The organism is Kineococcus sp. DHX-1, assembly GCF_042473625.1.
Classification (GTDB): domain Bacteria; phylum Actinomycetota; class Actinomycetes; order Actinomycetales; family Kineococcaceae; genus Kineococcus.
The window spans coordinates 4,592,041-4,610,048 of sequence record NZ_CP170445.1 but is presented as its reverse complement, the minus strand read 5'-3'; the positions used below and the strand labels follow the sequence as shown (position 1 = coordinate 4,610,048).

The 18,008-nt window shown below is 73.4% G+C and carries 23 protein-coding genes and 1 tRNA gene; 13 read left to right on the top strand and 11 right to left on the bottom strand.

Annotated features, from left to right (window positions below):
- Window positions 1–264 precede the first annotated feature (264 nt).
- The 6 genes from ACFEMC_RS22340 to ACFEMC_RS22315 are packed head-to-tail and all read right to left on the bottom strand — an operon-like array spanning window position 265 to window position 7,030.
- Window positions 265–810, bottom strand: a complete 546-nt coding sequence (locus ACFEMC_RS22340; RefSeq protein ID WP_380172020.1) for a GNAT family N-acetyltransferase — start codon at window positions 808–810, stop codon at window positions 265–267.
- A gap of 32 nt (window positions 811–842) precedes the next feature.
- Window positions 843–2,306 carry a lipid II flippase MurJ gene (locus ACFEMC_RS22335; protein ID WP_380172018.1) on the bottom strand — a complete coding sequence of 488 codons (1,464 nt, stop codon included), beginning with the start codon at window positions 2,304–2,306 and terminating at the stop codon, window positions 843–845.
- Window positions 2,306–3,445, bottom strand: coding sequence for a glycosyltransferase family 4 protein (locus ACFEMC_RS22330; protein ID WP_380172016.1), 1,140 nt, complete (start codon window positions 3,443–3,445; stop codon window positions 2,306–2,308). Before ACFEMC_RS22330 ends, ACFEMC_RS22335 begins: the two co-directional genes overlap by 1 nt.
- The gene (locus tag ACFEMC_RS22325) at window positions 3,442–4,560 is read right to left on the bottom strand and encodes a glycosyltransferase (RefSeq protein WP_380172014.1); all 1,119 of its coding nucleotides are present in this window, start codon (window positions 4,558–4,560) and stop codon (window positions 3,442–3,444) included. The genes ACFEMC_RS22330 and ACFEMC_RS22325 overlap by 4 nt, the downstream gene beginning before the upstream one ends.
- On the bottom strand, window positions 4,548–5,921 hold the full coding sequence (locus ACFEMC_RS22320) for an O-antigen ligase family protein (protein WP_380172012.1): 1,374 nt from the start codon (window positions 5,919–5,921) through the stop codon (window positions 4,548–4,550). Before ACFEMC_RS22320 ends, ACFEMC_RS22325 begins: the two co-directional genes overlap by 13 nt.
- A complete protein-coding gene (locus ACFEMC_RS22315; RefSeq protein ID WP_380172010.1) occupies window positions 5,918–7,030 on the bottom strand; it encodes a glycosyltransferase in 1,113 nt (370 codons plus the stop codon). Before ACFEMC_RS22315 ends, ACFEMC_RS22320 begins: the two co-directional genes overlap by 4 nt.
- Before the next feature lie 114 nt (window positions 7,031–7,144).
- Here ACFEMC_RS22315 and ACFEMC_RS22310 point away from each other — a divergent pair, with 114 nt between their 5' ends.
- The gene (locus tag ACFEMC_RS22310) at window positions 7,145–7,261 is read left to right on the top strand and encodes a DLW-39 family protein (RefSeq protein WP_366175305.1); all 117 of its coding nucleotides are present in this window, start codon (window positions 7,145–7,147) and stop codon (window positions 7,259–7,261) included.
- A 13-nt stretch (window positions 7,262–7,274) separates the two neighbouring features.
- A tRNA-Ala gene (locus ACFEMC_RS22305) sits at window positions 7,275–7,347 on the top strand.
- 120 nt (window positions 7,348–7,467) lie between these two features.
- On the opposite strand, the gene ACFEMC_RS22300 is transcribed toward ACFEMC_RS22305, so the two are convergent.
- Entirely contained in the window at window positions 7,468–8,121 is a 654-nt protein-coding gene (locus ACFEMC_RS22300) for a hypothetical protein (protein WP_380172007.1), read from the bottom strand.
- Between the two features lie 63 nt (window positions 8,122–8,184).
- Here ACFEMC_RS22300 and ACFEMC_RS22295 point away from each other — a divergent pair, with 63 nt between their 5' ends.
- Both ACFEMC_RS22295 and ACFEMC_RS22290 read left to right on the top strand, forming a co-directional pair.
- A complete protein-coding gene (locus ACFEMC_RS22295; RefSeq protein ID WP_380172005.1) occupies window positions 8,185–8,547 on the top strand; it encodes a PadR family transcriptional regulator in 363 nt (120 codons plus the stop codon).
- Window positions 8,544–9,248, top strand: coding sequence for a hypothetical protein (locus ACFEMC_RS22290; RefSeq protein WP_380172003.1), 705 nt, complete (start codon window positions 8,544–8,546; stop codon window positions 9,246–9,248). The genes ACFEMC_RS22295 and ACFEMC_RS22290 overlap by 4 nt, the downstream gene beginning before the upstream one ends.
- A gap of 7 nt (window positions 9,249–9,255) precedes the next feature.
- Here ACFEMC_RS22290 and ACFEMC_RS22285 read toward each other — a convergent pair whose 3' ends face one another.
- Window positions 9,256–9,975 carry a hypothetical protein gene (locus ACFEMC_RS22285; protein WP_380172001.1) on the bottom strand — a complete coding sequence of 240 codons (720 nt, stop codon included), beginning with the start codon at window positions 9,973–9,975 and terminating at the stop codon, window positions 9,256–9,258.
- A gap of 69 nt (window positions 9,976–10,044) precedes the next feature.
- Between ACFEMC_RS22285 and ACFEMC_RS22280 the strand changes: the two genes are divergently transcribed.
- Genes ACFEMC_RS22280 through ACFEMC_RS22270 form a run of 3 tightly spaced genes read left to right on the top strand, consistent with a single transcriptional unit; the run spans window position 10,045 to window position 11,483 of the window.
- Entirely contained in the window at window positions 10,045–10,908 is an 864-nt protein-coding gene (locus ACFEMC_RS22280; RefSeq protein WP_380171999.1) for a class I SAM-dependent methyltransferase, read from the top strand.
- A gap of 9 nt (window positions 10,909–10,917) precedes the next feature.
- A complete protein-coding gene (locus tag ACFEMC_RS22275; protein WP_380171997.1) occupies window positions 10,918–11,136 on the top strand; it encodes a ribbon-helix-helix domain-containing protein in 219 nt (72 codons plus the stop codon).
- Window positions 11,133–11,483: a type II toxin-antitoxin system PemK/MazF family toxin gene (locus tag ACFEMC_RS22270; RefSeq protein ID WP_380171995.1), complete on the top strand. Its 351-nt coding sequence runs from the start codon at window positions 11,133–11,135 to the stop codon at window positions 11,481–11,483. The genes ACFEMC_RS22275 and ACFEMC_RS22270 overlap by 4 nt, the downstream gene beginning before the upstream one ends.
- A gap of 102 nt (window positions 11,484–11,585) precedes the next feature.
- On the opposite strand, the gene ACFEMC_RS22265 is transcribed toward ACFEMC_RS22270, so the two are convergent.
- Complete coding sequence (locus tag ACFEMC_RS22265) at window positions 11,586–12,470, bottom strand: hypothetical protein (protein WP_380171993.1); 885 nt, start codon at window positions 12,468–12,470, stop codon at window positions 11,586–11,588.
- Between the two features lie 186 nt (window positions 12,471–12,656).
- On the opposite strand from ACFEMC_RS22265, the gene ACFEMC_RS22260 reads away from it, so the two are divergent.
- On the top strand, window positions 12,657–13,181 hold the full coding sequence (locus ACFEMC_RS22260; protein ID WP_380171991.1) for a peptidylprolyl isomerase: 525 nt from the start codon (window positions 12,657–12,659) through the stop codon (window positions 13,179–13,181).
- Between the two features lie 72 nt (window positions 13,182–13,253).
- Window positions 13,254–14,075 carry a rhomboid family intramembrane serine protease gene (locus ACFEMC_RS22255; RefSeq protein WP_380171989.1) on the top strand — a complete coding sequence of 274 codons (822 nt, stop codon included), beginning with the start codon at window positions 13,254–13,256 and terminating at the stop codon, window positions 14,073–14,075.
- A gap of 290 nt (window positions 14,076–14,365) precedes the next feature.
- Here the strand turns inward: ACFEMC_RS22255 and ACFEMC_RS22250 are convergent, their stop codons facing one another.
- Window positions 14,366–15,307 (bottom strand): hypothetical protein, encoded by a 942-nt coding sequence (locus ACFEMC_RS22250; protein ID WP_380171987.1) that lies wholly within the window; start codon window positions 15,305–15,307, stop codon window positions 14,366–14,368.
- A 116-nt stretch (window positions 15,308–15,423) separates the two neighbouring features.
- Entirely contained in the window at window positions 15,424–15,729 is a 306-nt protein-coding gene (locus ACFEMC_RS22245; protein WP_367639632.1) for a cell division protein CrgA, read from the bottom strand.
- Between the two features lie 130 nt (window positions 15,730–15,859).
- Here ACFEMC_RS22245 and ACFEMC_RS22240 point away from each other — a divergent pair, with 130 nt between their 5' ends.
- From ACFEMC_RS22240 to ACFEMC_RS22225, 4 genes are read left to right on the top strand one after another with little or no spacing between them, the layout of a single operon-like run.
- The gene (locus ACFEMC_RS22240; RefSeq protein WP_380171985.1) at window positions 15,860–16,576 is read left to right on the top strand and encodes a DUF881 domain-containing protein; all 717 of its coding nucleotides are present in this window, start codon (window positions 15,860–15,862) and stop codon (window positions 16,574–16,576) included.
- Window positions 16,573–17,271, top strand: coding sequence for a class E sortase (locus tag ACFEMC_RS22235; protein WP_380171983.1), 699 nt, complete (start codon window positions 16,573–16,575; stop codon window positions 17,269–17,271). Before ACFEMC_RS22240 ends, ACFEMC_RS22235 begins: the two co-directional genes overlap by 4 nt.
- Window positions 17,272–17,292: 21 nt before the next feature.
- Window positions 17,293–17,454 (top strand): hypothetical protein, encoded by a 162-nt coding sequence (locus ACFEMC_RS22230; RefSeq protein ID WP_367639629.1) that lies wholly within the window; start codon window positions 17,293–17,295, stop codon window positions 17,452–17,454.
- A 51-nt stretch (window positions 17,455–17,505) separates the two neighbouring features.
- Window positions 17,506–17,937 (top strand): DUF4190 domain-containing protein, encoded by a 432-nt coding sequence (locus ACFEMC_RS22225; RefSeq protein WP_380171980.1) that lies wholly within the window; start codon window positions 17,506–17,508, stop codon window positions 17,935–17,937.
- The last annotated feature ends 71 nt before the right edge of the window (window positions 17,938–18,008 follow it).

Genomic DNA, 18,008 nt, shown 5'->3' with positions numbered 1-18,008 from the left:
CGAGTCCCCATCGGACGCCGTCCGGCTGACCTGACCGGCGACCAGGTACCGCAAAGGGCGCGCGTGGTGGCAGGGGTGGAACGGGACCCTCGGACGGGAACCACGTGGTCTGCTGGGGAACCCCCGACCTCGCGAACGCCGGCCTGGCCTGGACGAGGAGCCGCGGCGGACTGGCCTCGTCGACCGGACCGCTGTTCCTCGGTCCGGCCGCGACCTTCCGCACCGTCGTCCTCCGGCCCCTGGACGTCCGGGACGTCGACACCGTCACCAAGGTCGCGGATCCGTCGCCAGCACCCCCCAGACCTGCTTGTCGTGCCACGCGCCGCCGTTGCGCCACGCCTCGCGCAGCGTGCCCTCCAGCGTCATCCCGAGCCGCCGCGCCACCGCCGCACTGCGGACGTTGTCCGCCCGGCAGCGCCACTCGGCGCGGTGCAGACCCCGGTCGTCGAAGGCGTGCTCGAGCAGGACCCGCGCCGCACGCGTGACGAGACCGCGGCCCTCGCCCGCCGGTTCCAGCCAGCAGCCCAGCTCGCAGGTGCCCGCTGCGGCGCTGAACGTCACGTACATCACCCCGCCCACGAGCCGGCCGTCCAACCACAGACCGACGAGCCGCCCACCGTCCTCGGCCTGCGACGCTGCGTAGCGGGACAGCGTGGCGCGCGCCCCTTCGACCCCCTCGGCGAGGAACGACGCCCCGACCCACGGCCGGACGTGCTCACGGGCCTGGTCCAGGTGCGCGGCGAACTCCTCCGCGTGCCGCACCTCCAGAGGGCGCAGCTGCGCCCCGTCCCCCAGGTCCACTGCGAACACGACGCCCCCCGAGCTCTCCGACTGGTCCGACGCTACGCCCGCGATCCGCGCAGGATGCCGGTGCCGACCCGGCGCCACGGCCCGACCCCGAGCCACGCGGCGGCCCACACCGCACCGACCGCCCCCGTCACGGCGACCAGCGCGACCCAGCCGCTGAGGTCCCTGCCCACCCACCAGCCGAGGACCCCCGCCGCAGCGGCGACGGGCAGGCAGGCGAGCAGCCACCGTCCCAGCACGCCGGCCACCCCCAGGGGACGGGCGGCGACGAGCGTCGTGACGACCGCCCCCGCCGACGCGGCCAGGCCGAGCGTCACCGGCCCCAGCACGCCGTGCAGCGACAGGTTCACGGTCAGCGTCACCACAAGGCCTGCGAGGAGCGCGCCCGCGGCCGTCCGGTTCCGTCCCGCCGCGTTGAGCGCCTTGACGAGCACGTACGCGCACGACTGCGCCCAGAACCCCACGCCGAACCCCGTCAGCACCGCGGCCGACGTCGCCACCGCCGACGCGTCGAACGCCCCCCGCGCGTACAGCACCTGCACGACCGGGGCGCTGCCGACCGTCAGCACGACCGAGGCCGGGACGACCACGAGCAGCAACCCCGGCAGCGTCCCCGCGAGGCGCTCGCGGGCGGTGGCGTGGTCGAGCCCGGCCAGGGCGGCCAACCCGGCCAGCCCGAGGGGCACGGCGAGCAGGTTCACCCCCGTCGTCGCCACGAAGCGCGCGTAGTCGACGGCCGCCACGACCTGGTCACCGAGCAGGGACGCCACGACGCGTTCGGTGACGACCGAGCCCTGGAGCACGACGGGCAGCAGCAGCAGGGGACGGACCCGCCGCCAGACCTGCGCGAGCACCTCGCGCGTGCCCGTCGTCGGGCCGTGGGGCACGAGGTCGGCGACCTGCCCGACGCCCCAGGCGTGCAGTCCCAGGTAGGCCAGTGCGAACCCCGTCGCGAGGACGACGGGTTCGCCCAGGGCCCACGCCGCGCCGAGGGAGGCCACCATCCCGAGGTTCTGCACGGTGGCGCGCACGCCGGCCAGGCGGAACCCGCCGTGGGACATCTCGAGGTAGCTCAGGAGCGAGAACTGCAGGTAGCTGGGGATCCCCAGCGCCATGACGCGCAGGAACTCCGCGCTGGTCGCGCCCGTCGACGGTCCCAGTCCCGGCGCGACGAGGCGGACGACGGTTCCCGCACCCGCCACGAGTGCGACGACGAGGACCGCGGACAGGACCCACAGCCCGCGGCGCAGGGCCCGGAACAACCGGTCGGCGCGGTCGGGGTCGGTGCGCAGGAGTTCCTTGTGCAGGGGCAGGAAGCCGGCCGACAGGACGTCGGCTGTGAAGAAGTCGACGGGGACGAGAGTCCCCGTCTGCGCGACGCGGGTCGCCGTCGCGGGAACCCCCGTCCCGTAGGCGGCCGCGAGCAGCACCTCCCGCAGCATCCCCAGCAGTTTCCCCACCAGACCGCTGAGGACGAGGTGACGGACGCCGTCGCGCATCACGGGACGCCGAGGAGGGTTGCGTACCGGGCGGCGACCCCGGACAACGCGTACCGGTCCGGCAGCAGCGACGTCAACGACCTGCCGCGGGCCAGCAGGCGACGCACCGCCGCAGCCAGGTCGCCGGGGTTGCCCGCGTCGACCCGGGGAACCTGCGTCCCCTCGACGGGAGCGGTGGTGCGGGACGTCACCACGGGGGTCCCGCACGCCAGGGACTCCAGGACGGCCATCGGCAGCCCTTCGCGCCACTGGGACGTCAGGAGCGAGACGTCGGCGGCGGCCAGCAACCCGGGGACCCGGGCGCGGTCGACCGCTCCGAGGAACCGCACCCGCTCCGCGACACCGAGGTCAGCGGCCAGGGCCTGCAGAGCGGGGCGGTCCGGGCCGTCGCCGGCCAGGACGAGGGTCGCACCGGGGAACTCCTGCAGCAGGCGGACCGAACGGTCGACCCGCTTCTGCGGGTGCAACCGCCCGACGACGACGAACAGCGGACCGGGGACGTGCAGTTCGACGGCCACGCGGACGCGGGCGTCGGGGTCCGGCCGGAACACGTGGGTGTCCACGCCGTTCTCGAGGAGGTGGACCGGTGGCATCCCGACGGCCGGACCCAACGGGAACCGGGTCAGCGACCGCGCGACGCTCGGGCCGACGGCGACGACGTCGTGGAACCGGCGGTAGGTCAGCGCGTCCACGGCGAGACCGGAGACGTTGCGCGGCAACGACAGGAGTGGCCGCACCCGTCGACCGCCGAGCTTCGAGACGATCTCGTTGACCGACGTCCCGTGCGCCTGCAGGACGCAGCGCGCACCGGCGGACCGGGCGAGGTCGAGGACTGCGAAACCCCCGGCACTGACGGACAGCACGCCGTCGACACCCCGGGCCAGGTCGGCCGCGGCGGCGGTGCGCGAAGAGTTCCACCAGGAGCGCGAGTACCGGCCGGGGACGGTTCCGGGCAGTGCGCGGACGCGGACACCGTCGGTGGAGAACTCCGCCGGGGAACCCGGAACCCGCGTCGTCACGACCGTGACGTCGGTGCCCCGGTCGGCGAGGGCGCGGCACAGGTCCCACGTCACCGATTCCATCCCGCCCGCGTGGTGCAGCGGCAGGGACCGCGTCAGCACGAGGACCCGGCCCCTCACCGGGAACCTCCGTCGGCGAGCAGACCGTCGAGCAGGAGTTCCAGCCGCGCCGTCTGGACGCGGACGTCGAAGTTCTCCCGCACGTGCGCGGCCGCGGCCCGGCCGAGGTCGGCGGCCAGTCGCGGGCGTTCGAGGACCCGGCGGATGGCGGCCGCCAGGGCGTCCGGGTCCTGTTCCGGGACGAGCAGACCGGTGGTTCCGTCGACCACCGCGGAGGGGATCCCGCCGTGCCGGGTGGCGACGACGGGACGACCGAGGGCACCGGCCTCCAGGAGGACCTGGCCGAGCCCTTCCTGGTCGCCCGTGGGTCCGGTCGTGCTGGGCAGGCACAGCAGCGACGAGCGCGCGATGCGCTGCAGCGTCCCGGCGTGCTCGAGCGCGCCCGTGAACTCCACGTCGAGCCGGAGGTCCCGCGCCAGTGCGGTGAGTTCTGCGCGCAGCGGTCCGTCGCCCACGCACGTGAGCCGGACGCCCGGCATCCCCGTGAGGGCCCGGAACAGCGTGGCGTGTCCCTTCTTCGGGACGAGCCGGCCGACGTGGACGAGGGTTCCCGGGACGGGATCGGCCGCCGGCAGGACGTCGAGGTCGATGCCGAGGTGGTGCGTCACGGTGCGGTCGACGGGGAAACCCCGGTCGAGGACGCGGTGGCGCAGGTGGTCGGAGACGGGCAGGAAGAGGTCACCGCGGTGGGCCAGCGCGCGGGAACGTCGCACGTACGTGGCCCACGAGACGTGCCGTGCGCGGAGCAGGTCCGTGCGCGACGTCGTCGCGTCCACGCCGTGGAACACCGTCGCGAGCGGAACGCCCGCGCGCCGGGTCGCGGGCAGCGCGCAGGAGGCCTCGAACCCGAAGTGGGCCAGGACCGCGTCGACGCCCAGGGCGCGCAGCGCCGTCGTGAGGGGCCCGGACGCGAGCCCGGCCGTGTGGAGGGCGGCGGCACGTGGCCCGGCGGCGTCCACGAGCGAGTGCGAGGGCAACCCGCCGGCGACCTCGGGGGGGACCGCGTCGCGGGAGACCAGCACGGGTTCCCACCGCGCGAAGGCACGCGCCTGGGTGAGGACGAAGGGTTCAGACGGCAGCCCGAAGGTGTGCCGGACGACGGCTACGCGGGGCACGGGACCGCCTCGCGCTCGACCGCCGCCCGGTGCGCGGCGAGGCGGCTCGTGACGAGCCCGAGCAGCATCGCGAGCAGGATCATCGACTTGGCCTCGCCGTACACGGCGGTGTTGTCGCCCATGCCGTGGATGAGCACCCACCACCAGGCGCCGAGCGCGAACGCGGTGGTGCGCGCGACGTGCGTCCCGACGTTCTTGACGACGATCCTCGTCAGCACGACGAGGATCGTAAGGGCCAGGAACAGCAGCCCCGCGACGCCGGGCAGACCGCTGGAGGCCCAGGCGGCGATGAAGAGGTTGTGCGGGGGCAGGGTCTCGATGCCGAGGGCGGCGAACTGCTCGATCGTCTGCGCCCAGCCGCCGAAGCCGAGGCCGAGGACGAGGTGCTCCTTGAACATCCGCATCGCGAACTCCCACATGGGGGCGCGGCTGGCCAGGCTCTCGGTCGAGGCGTCGGCGTAGCCGGGGACGTACTTCTCCAGCAGCCGCGGCACGAGCCAGATCCCCAGGCCGATCGCGGCCCCGGCCTGCGGCAGGAACCACCGCGCGTTCGGGCGTCCGAGGACCTGCACGCCACGGACCGCCAGCGGCAGGACGAGCGCGAGCGCCGCCGCGGTCTTCGACCCCGTCATGAACGTGGCCGACCAGCACACCAGGGCCCCGGCGGCGTAGAGGCGCTTGCGGCGGCGGTGCTCCGCGGCGCGCAGGCCGACGCCGAGCGCGAGGAAGCAGAACGTCGCGACGCCCAGGAACATCGAGGACACGTTCGCGTTGATGAAGAACCCGCCGGACTTCAGCGGGTCGGTGACGTTGTTCGCGCCGCCGTCGAAGAAGGCCGCCATGGCGTCCGGGCCGACGATGACCGGGGCCAGGGGGGAGTGCAGGAACACCGACTCCACGGCGGGGGAGAGCCGGAACACCCAGACGAGGACCGCGTTGACGACGGCCCAGCACAGGACGACGGTGAACGGCCCGGTGAGGGCGCCGGCGCGGACCCGTTCGACCCGCGCGGCGTAGAGCAGGAGGAAGGCGAACGAGACCAGTCGCGCCACCTCGAGGATCCCCACCATCGGCTTCGGGGACCAGCTGATCGCGATCCCCTGCGTGAGGCCGAACACGAGGACGGCCCGGAACACGGGGTCCCGGACGGGGAGCTCCTTGCGCTCCAGCAGCCAGCAGACGGCGATGAGGATGACCCAGCACTGGCTCAGCGGCAGGTTCAGCGTCCCCAGCGGACCGACGAACACCTGCGGGACGGCGAGGAACGCCGCCACCGTCAGGCGCGTGCGGTCGGTCGCGGTGACGCAGAACAGCAGACCGGTGAAGGCGCCGGCCAGGCCCAGCGCCAGCACGAGGATCACGGGCGCAGCACCCCCGTGTGCTCACCGACCCAGTCGCGGATCCGGGCGGTGAAGCGGTCGACGTCGAAGGCGAGCGCCCGGGTTCGGCAGTCGGCCGCGGTGCAGGCTTCCGCGAGCGGCAGGGCCTCGGCGAGGGCGCCGACGGTGAGCTCGTCGACGAGGGCGCCGGAGACGCCGTCGAGGACGGTCTCCCCGGAGCCCCCGCGCCGCGGGGCCAGCACGGGCGTCCCGGACGCCATCGCCTCGACGGGGACGATCCCGAAGTCCTCCACGGTGGGGAAGACCAGGACGGCGGCCCGCCGCAGCAGTTCCCGGACGGTGTCGTGCGAGGGGCGGTCGAGGACGACGACGGGGACCGAGGCGGTCGCGGCGCGTTCGCGCAGCACGGGCAGCAGCGGTCCGGTGCCGGCGACGACGACGGGGCGCCCGGCGCGTTCGGCGACGTCGACGGCGAGCAGGTGGTTCTTGTACGGCACGAAGCGACCCAGGGCCAGGAGGAACCCGTCGGGGAGGTCGAGGGTGTCCGGCGCGGTCGCGGCGAACCGGACGACGTCGACGGGCGGGTGGACGACGACGGCGTCGCGGCCCCAGAACCGCTCGATGCGGCGGGCGACCTCGGCGCTGTTCGCGGCGAAGGCGGTGACCCGGCGCGCCGCCCGGTGGTCGGCCGCGGCCAGCGCCCGGCGGGCCGGGGCGAGCAGCGGGGAGGTCCCGCGGCCGTCGAGCTCGGGGCTCCAGACGTACCGGGCGGGGGTGTGGACGTAGGCGAGGTGGACGCCACCGGGGGCGACGAGGCGGTTCGACGTCGCGAACGCGTGGTGGGAGGTGACGACGAGGTCGTAGGCGCCCTGGACGTCGCGCGCGTGCCGGGCCCAGGCCGCCGGCATGAGCGGCAGGGCGAAGGCGCGGTGGTCGCGGAACCGGTCGAGCGCCGTGGTGCGGACGGCCCGGCCGCCGAGGTCGAGCCGGACTCCCGGGGCAGCGCTGAGGGCGTGCAGGTCCGCGTCGGGCCACACGCCGGCGAGCACCTCGAAGACCTGCTCCGCGCCCGCGCGCGCCGCGATCCACTCGTGCACCAGGGCGGTGCGCAGGCCGGGGTCCGTGGTCATGACACCCCTCGGTCGGCACCCCCGTCGTCGACCTGAGCGCGATCACGCCGCGTGCTAGCGTTTCCGCGTCACGGCGGGTGTCCGCCGCGACCCGTCCTGTGAGGAGGCCCGAACGTGAAGAAGTTGCTCTTGGTGGGGCTGCTCGCCGGAGGAGTCTTCGCGTGGCGCCGTCGGGCGTCGCAGAAGGCGGAACGCGAACTGTGGGCTGAGGCCACCGACACGGTGCGCTGACTCGGCACCACCCGGGGGCATGGCGCAATTGGTAGCGCACCTGCTTTGCAAGCAGGGGGTTAGGGGTTCGAGTCCCCTTGCCTCCACCGGCGCCACGAGGCCTGTCACGTCGACGACGTGACCGGCCTCGTGCGTTCTCCGGGGGGACCACCGCCCGGTGAGTCCGCGAGCGGTGACCTGCTGCCCGCAGGACCCTCCCTCACCCGTCAGGGGAACTCGGCGAACACCCGGCGCTGTCCGGCGTTGGCGTCGAGCGCCGCGGTGACGGCGGGGTCCTCGTCGCGGGAGAGCGTGTCGACGACGTCGTCCGGCAGGTCGTCGTGACCGGCGAGGTGCCAACGGTCGACCGCGGAGCCGCCCATGGCCAGCCGACGAGCTTTATCGACGTCGAGCGGCACCCCGTCGGCCGGAGTGTCCCGACGGGCGAGCTCGACGTGCAGGACCGCAGGGACGACGTGGCGGCCAAGGGGTGTCGCCGGGGTGACGTTGAGTGAGACCGTCACGGCGTCCGCGTCCCAGCTCGGCCAGTCCGGGTCGGGCGGTCCTGGGCGTACCTCGCCGAGCGACCCGCCGTCGAGCCGGGCGCCGAGCTCGTCCGCGATGGCGCACAGGACCTCTGGGTCCCCTTGGGTGAAGACGGCTGCGCCGACGGGATGGTCAGTCGACTGCACCGACCAGGCGGGGTCGGCGGCGAGGTCCCAGGCACCACTCCGCTCCCGGCGCTGCCAGCCGCCGCGTTCGAGAGCGGCGACGAGCGGTTCCACGTTCTGCAGCGCGGTCCCGTCGACGGCACCGCGCACCAGGTCCAGGACGCCGTCGGGGACGGTCGGGCTCGAGACGGGCACGAAGACCGGTTCCACGCATCCGAGTCTGCGGGTGAGGACACCTGGCGTCCAGACCCCCGACCAGCTACCTTGCGATGCATGACACCGGACTCGCCGGACCGCCGCGCGCAGCTGCTGAGGGGATCCCTCGACCTCTGCGTCCTGGCGGCCCTGGCCCAGCAGCCCGGCCACGCCTACGAACTGGCCTCCCGCCTCGCGCAGGCGGGCCTGCGGGACGTCAGCTACGGCACGGTCTACCCGATGATCACTCGTCTGCGCAGGTCAGGGCTGCTGCACGAGCAGTCCGAGGCGAGCCCCGTCGGCCCCGCCCGCAAGGTCTTCTCGCTCAGCGCCGCGGGACGGGCAGCCCTCGACGACTGGCTCGCGCAGTGGCAGCGGGCGACCGTGGACGTCGAGACGGTCCTGCGCAGCACGGGGGTCTGGGCGGAGAGGGGCGCGTGATCACTCCGGGCGACCGGTCCACGCCGGAGGACGTCCGGCGCGTCGTGGCCCTGGTCCAGCGCGAGTGGCGGCTCCTCGGCGTCCCACGTGCCCTGCGCGACGCCGTCGCCCGCGACGTGGCGGCCGACCTGCACGACGCGTACCGGGAGGGCCGCACGCCGGAGTCGGTGCTGGGCACGTCGGTGCGGGAGTTCGCCACCGAAGTCGCCCGCGAGAACGGGTGGCTGGTCGCCTGGCCGATGTACGGCCGGTTGCTCGCCGCGGCGGGCGCCGGCGCGGGCCTGGCGGTGGTGGCCGGGGTGGTCCTGCTGGGCCCGCTCACCGCCTGGTCCTTGGAGGTCGCCGCCGCCGCGCTGCTCGGGCGCGCCGGGGTCACGGCCTCGGCCGGCGAGGACCCGTCCTGGTACCTGCCGGTCGTCCTGGGCTCCTACGTCGTGTTCGGCGTCGCCTTCGTCGCCGCCGTCCTGGGGTGCGTCCGGTGGGCGTTGCGCTCGGCCATCGGCCTGACCCGGACGCTGCGAGCGGGTGCCCTCGGCCTGCCAGCCTCGGCGGCCCTCTCGTTGCCCGTCGCGATCTGGGTCGGGCACGTCAGCGGGTTCAGCGCGTCCCCGCCGGTCGTGCTGACCGAGTGCGCTCTCGTCCTCGGGGCGGCCGCCGTCGCGCTCGTCGGCGCCCGTGCGTGGGCCGTCCGTCCGCTCTGACGGCGCCTCAGGTCGGCAGGTCGACCCCGGTGCGCAGCAGGTCGACGGCCTCCGTCGGCGACCCCGGGTAGTGCACCGCCACCCAGAAGCGGTGGTCCGCCGTCTCGCTGGGCCAGCCCAGCCGGGTGTGCTGCGGATCCCGCCACTGCACCCCCAGTGGCCCGCCGTCGGGCCAGGTCAGCAGCGCGTAGTCCTCCCGCGGCGTCGGGTCGACGTCCGCCGCGGTCACCGGTGCCGCCGCCTGACCGCCGTACAGCAGCGTCATCCACACCAGTCCCCGCGCCCGGGCCTCGTCGAAGTCCGCGTCGACGTCGACACCGGGCGGGAGCCACAGGAGCGTCACGCCGTGCTGGTCGGTGGCGGGGTCCGCGCTCGGCGGAGGAGGGTGGGCCACCGAGGGAACCGGGTGGTCGAAGAGCGCCCGGCCGTCGTCCGAGCCGCACACGCGGGTCCAGCCGTCCCCCGCCAGGCGCGGGAAGCTGGGGACCGCGATGCCCAGGTGTGCGGCCACCTCGTCGCACGGCAGGAGGGTGCCGGCGAGCTCGCGCGGGGTCTCGACGAAGGCGAGCGGGTCACCCCGACGGGAGAACTGCGGGGTGCGCAGAGCCGCGACGACGGCCTCCTGCTCCGGGGTGAGGACCAGGGCGGGTGACGGTCCCGCGCTGCCGGCCGGCAGCACCGCGAGGACGAGCGCGAGCGGCAGTGCCGCGGCCCAGCATCGACCCACGCTCCGCTCCTCCCGCTCGTCCACCTCCACTGTGGCAGGGAACGTCCGGACCGGTGCCACGATGCGTCCGTGGACGGACCGACGGACGCCGTGCAGGACTACTACGCGAGCTACCACGAGCGCGAACTCGCCCGGCTCGTCACCGCGGAGGGCCGGCTCGAGTTCGCGGTCACGACGCGACTGCTCGCCCCGCACCTGCCCTCTTCCGGTCGCGTCCTCGACCTCGGCGGGGGCCCCGGCCGGTACAGCGCGTGGCTCGCCGAACGGGGGCTGGAGGTGACGCTCGCCGACCTGTCACCGAACCTGCTGGACCTGGCGCGGGGACACCTCGCCGACCGCGGGGCGAGCCTCCGGGAGGTCGTCCAGACCGATGCGCGTGACCTGAGCCGTTGGCCTGCAGCCAGTTTCGACGCGGTGCTGGCGCTCGGCCCGTTCTACCACCTGCCCGACCCGCAGGACCGGGAGCGGGCGCTGGCCGAGATCGTGCGGGTGACGGCGCCCGGTGGGCTCGTCGCGACGGCCTGGATGCCGCGGTGGTCGCTGCTCCGGAGGACGCTGGCGATCGCGGACGAACGGGACCGGCTCACCGACCCGGCCTTCGTCAACGGACTGCTCGACCGCGGCGAGTACACGAACGCCCACCGCGGCCGGTTCACCCACGCCCACGGCACCGACCCCGCGCGACTGCCCCAGGAATTCGCGGAAGCAGGACTGCGGACGGTCGTCCTGGCCTCGACCGACGGTTTCGCGAACGGTCTGCACGACGCCGTCGACGCCCTCCGGACGCAGGACCCGGCGCGGTACGAGGCCGTGCTCGACCTGCTGGCACGCACGGCCACCGACCCCAGCCTGCTGGGGACGGCCGGACACCTGCTGCACCTGGGCCGGACAGGGGAGGGGTGGACAGTGGTACCAGCGGTGCTACCGGGGTAGCATCGGAGGGTGAAGCTCAGCATCAGCCTGACCGAGGCCGACCTGGCTGCCCTCGACGAACACGTCCGCGACGCGGGACTGCCGTCTCGATCCGCTGCGGTGCAGAGAGCCATCCGGGCTCTGACCCATCAGCAGCTGGAGCAGGACTACGCCGCTGCGTGGAAGGACTGGGACGACTCCGGAGACCGAGAGGTCTGGGAAGGAGCAGCGGCTGACGGGCTGCGATGATGCGCCGCGGGGAAGTCCGCCTCGTCGACTTCGACCCGGTCCAGGGCAGTGAGGCCAACAAGCGTCGACCCGCGGTCGTGGTCAGCAACGACCGGGCCAACGCGGTCGCCGAACGGCTGGGCCGGGGCGTGGTCACCGTCGTCCCGGTGACCAGCAACACCGCCAGGGTCTTTCCCTTCCAGGTGCTGCTCGCCGCCCAGGACACAGGACTGCACGTCGACTCCAAGGCCCAGGCCGAGCAGGTCCGCGCTGTCTCAGTGAACCGGCTGGGACCGGCGTTGGGCCGGTTGCCGGTGCAGGCGTTGGACGCTCTGGACGACGCCTTGCGCCTGCACCTGGCCCTGTGAAGCGCGTGGAGACGTCCACCTCCGACACAGGTCGTCTGCACCTGGGCCGGACGGCGTGAGGGCCGGCCCCGTCACCTGACGGAGCCGGCCCTCACGAGAGCGTCACTCGCCCTTGAGCTCCTCGGGCGTCCCGTCCTCGACGGGGGCGTACTCGTGCTTGCCCGTCGTGGGGGCCTCGGAGGCCGAGGTCGTCGAGGGCGCGGTGGCTTCCTCGAGCTTCTCGGTGCTCTTGTCGGCCGCGGGGGTGCTGGGCGTCGTGGTGGCGGGGGCCGGCGTCCAGGCCGCGCCCGGGGCCGCCCACGGGTCCTCCTTCTGGGAGTTCTTCACGGCCGCGTAGACGGCGGCACCGCCGGCGGCGATGAGGGTGAAGACGAGGAACTTCTTCCCCGCGCTGCCCTTCTTCTTCACGACGGCCTCACCCTTCAGCACCGCGAGTGCGTCCGAGGAGCGCTGCGCGGCGACCTTCTTCGTCTTCTTCGCGGTGGTCTTGGCGGCCTTGGTACCGGCCTTGCCGGCCGCCTTCCCGGCGGCGCCCGCGACCGCCGCGCGGCGCCCGGCCTGGTGGGCCTTCTTCGTGAGCGACTTCTCCAGGCCCTGCTCGAACTTCTTGCCGTCCTTCACGACGTCCTTGACGGCGTTCTGGACGGTCTCGCTCGTGGAGGCTGCGGCCGCGGTGGCGGTGCCGGCAGCGGCCGCGACGGCCGGGGCGGCGGCGTCACGGGCGTTGCTCGCGGCCTCCTGCACGGCCTCGACGAGCTTGGGCAGCAGGTCGTCGACGATCTTGTCGCGGGCGTTGTCCACAGCCGGGGACACCTTGTGCGCCGCGGCCTCGACCTTCGGCGCCGCCGCTTCGAGCGTCGTGTCCCAGGCCTTCTCCAGGCGGGGCTGCGCCCAGTCCTTCGCGGAGCCGACCGCGGGCGCGACCTTCCCGGCGAGCGTGGCCCCCTGGGCCTGCAGCTTCTCGGTGTGGCTCTTGCTCAACGACATCCGTTCCTCCTCGTGCTCGTCCTCTGGCCCGTTCATCCGATGTCGCGAACGTGCGGGGTGCGCGGTCCGTGCCCCACGCCGAACGGTCGGCGACGATCACCACCCGTCATCTGACCGCACCCGCGCGCTTCCCGCCACCAGACGCCCCGCCGGGTGCCGTGCAGGACCCGTGGAAGGATGAGCGCCATGTACGCCACCCTGCACACCAACCACGGCGACATCCGCCTGGAACTGTTCGAGAACCACGCCCCCAAGACGGTGGCGAACTTCGTGGGCCTCGCCGAGGGCACGAAGGAGTGGCAGGACCCGGCCAGCGGCGAGAAGAAGACCGCGCCGTTCTACGACGGGCTCACCTTCCACCGCATCATCGACGGCTTCATGATCCAGGGGGGCTGCCCCCGTGGTGACGGCCGCGGCGGCCCCGGCTACCAGTTCGACGACGAGATCCACCCCGACCTCCGCTTCGACAAGAAGTACCTGCTGGCCATGGCCAACGCCGGCAAGATCGCCGGTCACGGCACCAACGGGTCGCAGTTCTTCGTCACCGTGACGACGACGCCGCACCTCAACGGCAAGCACACGATCTTCGGCGAGGTCGCCGACGACGAGAGCCGCGCCGTCGTGGACGCCATCGCCACCGTGCCGGTCGGCCCGGGTGACGCCCCGCGCGAGCCCGTCGTCATCACGTCCGTCGACGTCGAGCGCGACTGACCTGCACCGCACCGCGACCCAGGTCACGCACTGAGCGTGAACGACGGGGGCGTCCCGCGCGTTGAACCCGACGTGAGCGACGTCCCCGTCTGTCCCCGCCACCCCGACCGCGAGTCGTGGGTCCGCTGCCAGCGCTGCGGGCGGCCCGTCTGCCCGCAGTGCCAGCGCCCCGCCGCCGTCGGGGTGCAGTGCGTGGACTGCGTCGCGGAGGGCAACAAGGGCGTCCGGCAGGCCCGCACGACGTTCGGCGGGGTGCTGAGCAACCGCGACACCCTGGTCACGAAGGTGATCATCGGCGCCTGCCTGCTGATGTACCTGGTCCAGAAGGTCATGCCGGACGACGTCTTCTACCGCCTCGCACTGGTCAACGGTCCCTACGTCGGCTCGTTCGCCGAGGGGTCCTGGTGGCAGCCGATCACGTCGGCGTTCATGCACGGCGGGATCATCCACCTGCTGTTCAACATGTACGCCCTGTGGATCTGCGGGCAGTACCTCGAACCGCTGCTGGGCAGGGTGCGCTTCATCGCGCTCTACGTCGTCTCGGCTCTCGGTGGCGCCGTCGGCGGCCTGCTGCTGCCCGGTACGGCTGGCAGCGTCATGGTCGGGGCATCCGGCGCGATCTTCGGCCTCTTCGCCGCCCTCTTCGTCGTCAACCGGCACCTGGGCCGTCAGACGGGCCAGATCGCGGCGCTGATCGTCATCAACTTCCTCATCGGCGTCTTCTACGCCGGCATCTCCTGGCAGGCGCACCTCGGGGGCCTCGTCACCGGCGCGCTCGTGGCGACCGCGATGGCGCGCGGTCGGCAGGGGAACCTGGTCGTGCAGTGGGCTGGGACGGCCGTGGTCGCGGTCCTGGTGCTCGCGGGGCTCGGTTACGGCGCTGCGCTGTACTGAGCCGAGGCGGCGACCCCGTCACGCAGCGCGACCCACCCGTTCGATCAGCTGTCCACAGGGATTCGCACACCTGTGCGAACGACACCACGGTCATCCACGGGGTGTGGGCCGCCTTGTGGATCGAGCGGCCTCTTACCCACACTCATCCACACCTTGTGGACGAGTCGGTGGACAACTCCTGTGGACGACGCCGCTGTTCATCCACACGTCATCCCCAGTCGGTGGATGAACAGGTCGCTGAAACGGGTCACCGGCCGACCTACGCTGCGTGATCGGCCGGGAACTCGGCGTCAGACGACGGCGGGGGAGACGGCGTCGCCGTCGGGATCGCGTGCCGTCTCGGCCCAGCGGCGGGTCTGAGCGGCGAGGTCCTCCCAGTACCGCGGACGCCCGTGCGGCGTCGGGGCCAGCCACCCCTGCTCCATGTGCGTGCAGACGGCCGGGTCCGCCGCAGCGAGCCGTCGCCGACGGGAGGGACGGCGCACGGCCGCGACGTCGACCGCGCTGCGGAACGTCGTGAGGTAGACGGCGCGCGCCAGCCGGACGGCGGCGTTCGAGGACGACCCCGGGTGGTGCGCCACGAGGTCGCGCAGCGTGAAGCGGGACACGCCCTGCACCGCGAGCAGGCTCGTGTGATCGAAGTCGCCGCCGGACAGGCAGCACAGGACCAGCAACCGGTGGTCCTCGCGCAGCGCACCGAGCCGGACGGCGAAGGTGCTCGTCGTGCTCTGGTGGGGCACCCAGCGGACGACGTCCGCCGGGATCGACTCCTCACCCCGGCCCGAGCGCGGCCGGCGCCACACCGGCACGCGCCCGTCGATGTCGTCGTGGGTGCCGACGCCGTAGGGGGCGAGGTACTCCGCCCGCCCGTGCGCGGCGACGCGGGTCAGGCTGACGAGGGCGTCGGGGCGCCACAGGTAGTCGTCCTCGGCGAAGAGGACGACGTCGTCGGCCGGCCAGTCCGAACGCACGGCCAGCTTCAGCCCGGCGAGGTAGCTCGCGCGGTTGCTGCCGCCGGTGATGGCGCGCACCGTCCCGTGCGCGCGCATGAGGGCCAGCCGGGCCTCCGGGATCGGCCCGTCGTTGAGGAAGAGGACGTCGATCCCGGCGCCGGCCTCGCGCGCCAGCGCGACCGAGCGCAAGAAGGAGTCCAGCGCCAGCGACTTCGAGTACCAGGACGGCCGACCCTTGGCGTTCTCCCCGCCGTGGGATCGGTAGACGACGTGCAGCACTCGGCCCCCTGGTGGCTGTGGACGACGGGGTCACCCTAACCGTCACGCAAGGGGAGGGTTGACCGCGCGGGCCGAGCCGTCACCCGTCAGGACCAGTCCCGACGGGGGGTGGTGCGTCAGCGCCAGCGCGTCGTCATCGCGAAGCCGACGAGCACGAGCGCGAAGCCCGCCACGAGGTTCCAGTTGTCCCAGCCCGGGACGGGCAGCATCGAGCTGGACAGGTAGAACACGACGATCCAGGCCAGGCCGAGGACCATGAGGCCGACCATCGTCCAGATCCACCAGCGCGGGGTCAGCTGGTTCTTGCGCTTGACCTCGCGGTCGGCGTCGGACACCCCTCCGCGACGGCGCTTGCCGGCGTCCGCCGTGGCAGTCGCGTCGCTCGTGACGTCCGTCTCGTCGGACTTCTTGCGGCGGGGCACGTCGACCTCCAGTCGGGGTGGGCAGGGACGGGGACCGTCACCCGCAGCTCAGCCTAGTGCGACGATCGGTGTCGATGTCGGCGCCGAGACGGTGCGCCGGACCTGAGCGAGGCGAGGACGAGGGGTGCGCGTGGACGCTGGACGCATCACCCGCCGGGCCGGCGTCGTCCTCGTCCTCGCCGCGGCGGGACTGCTGTTCGCGACGAGCGCGCTCACGTCCGGGGGGACGGACCTGCGCTCGGAGTCGGCCGACCTCGGGTCCGTCGTCGCCCAGCGCTCCCGGGAGAACGCCCAGCGCGCCGCCCAGGTGGCGACGCTGCGTTCGGAGGTCGACACCCTCAGCCGCGACGCGGCGACGACCCCCGGGCAGGACCCGCTGGAGGACCCCGCGCTCGGGACGGCCTCGGGGGCGCTCGCCGTCCAGGGTCCGGGCCTGACCGTGACCCTCGACGACGCCCCGGACACCGAACGTCCCGCCTCGGCCTCGCCCGACGACCTCGTCGTGCACCAGCAGGACGTCGAGGGCGTCGTCAACGCGCTGTGGAACGGGGGCGCCGAGGCCATGATGATCATGGACCAGCGGATCGTGTCGACGTCCGCCGTCCGCTGCGTCGGCAACGTCCTCGTGCTGCAGGGCCGCACCTACTCCCCGCCGTACCGGATCACGGCCGTCGGGGACGTCTCGCGGCTGCGCGCTGCCCTCGACGCGTCGGCGGAGATCTCCATCTACCGCGAGTACGTCGCCGCCTACGGCCTCGGCTACCAGGTCTCCTCGGGCCAGGACCTGCAGCTGCCCGCCTTCGACGGCACGACGCGCCTCACCTACGCCCGCGAGGGCGCCGCGTGATCCGGCGGGCCGTCTCCGTCCTCGGCGAGCTGCTCGTCACCGCCGGGGTCCTCACGCTGCTCTTCGTCGTGTGGCAGCTCTACTGGACCGACCTCACCTCCGGCCGGGCGCAGGCGGCGACGGTCAGCTCGCTGGAGCAGCGGTGGGAGCGGGCCGCGCCGACCCCGGCGTCGACGACGCCTGCCGCCGACCCGCCCGTCGACCCCGTCGCGGTGCCGGCCGTCGGCCAGCCCTTCGCGATCCTGCACGTCCCGCGCTTCGCCGCCGACTACTCCGTCCCGGTCGTCGAGGGCACCGGCACCGAGGAGCTCAAGGACGGCATCGGCCACTACACGCAAGCCGTCATGCCCGGACAGGTGGGCAACTTCGCGATCGCCGGCCACCGCGTGACGTACGGCAAGCCGTTCAACCAGATCGCCGAGCTGCAGGACGGGGACGCCGTCGTCGTCGAGACCGCGACGCAGTGGCTGACGTACCGCGTGCAGTCGCACGAGATCGTGAGCCCGAAGCAGGTCTCCGTCATCGCCCCCGTGCCCGACCAGCCCGGGGCCACGCCCACGCAGGCGTGGCTGACGATGACCGCCTGCCACCCCATGCACTCGGCGCGGCAGCGGTACGTCGTGCACGCGCTGCTGGAGTCCGTCCGCAACCGCGCCGACGGGCCCCCGTCGTCGCTGGACGCGCCCGCCGGCTGAGACCTCGAGACGGGAGACAAGGTGTACGCGTGGTGGTGGCGGGTGCTGCCCGGCCCGTGGTGGGTGCGGGCGCTCATCAGCCTGCTCGTGGCGGCCGGGATCGTGCTGCTCTGCTTCACCGTCGTGTTCCCCGCGATCGCCGACCACCTGGCCATCAACGACGGGACCGTCGACGGGCAGTGACCGCCCTTTGCTGGGACGCTTTCCGTCCACTGATCAAGGAGGACGCACAGCATGTCCAGTGAGTACCCCCCGCCCCCCGGCTACGGCCAGCAGGACCAGTACGGGCAGTACGGGCAGAGCAAGCCCCGCAACGGCCTCGCGGTCGTCGCGCTGGTGCTCGGCATCGTCGCGCTGCTGCTGTCCTGGATCTTCGTCGGCGTCGTGCTGTCGATCGTCGGGCTCATCCTGGGCTTCTCCGCTCGCAAGCGGGTCAAGCGCGGTCAGGCGACGAACGGTGGGACGGCGACGGCGGCCATCGTCGTCAACGTCGTCGCGCTGGTCGCGAGCATCGCCCTGTCGATCCTGTGGATCGTCGCGGGGAACTGGCTGATCGAGAACGGAGCCGGTGACTACGCCCAGTGCCTGAGCCAGGCCAACGGCAACGAGGCGGCCATCTCCCAGTGCGAGCAGCAGTTCCGGCAGGACGTCGGTAGCGCCAACTGAGCCTCCCTGTGAAGGGCTCGCGCACACGCTGCGGAACGTTGACGGTTCCACTCCAGGGGGCGGCCGACCCG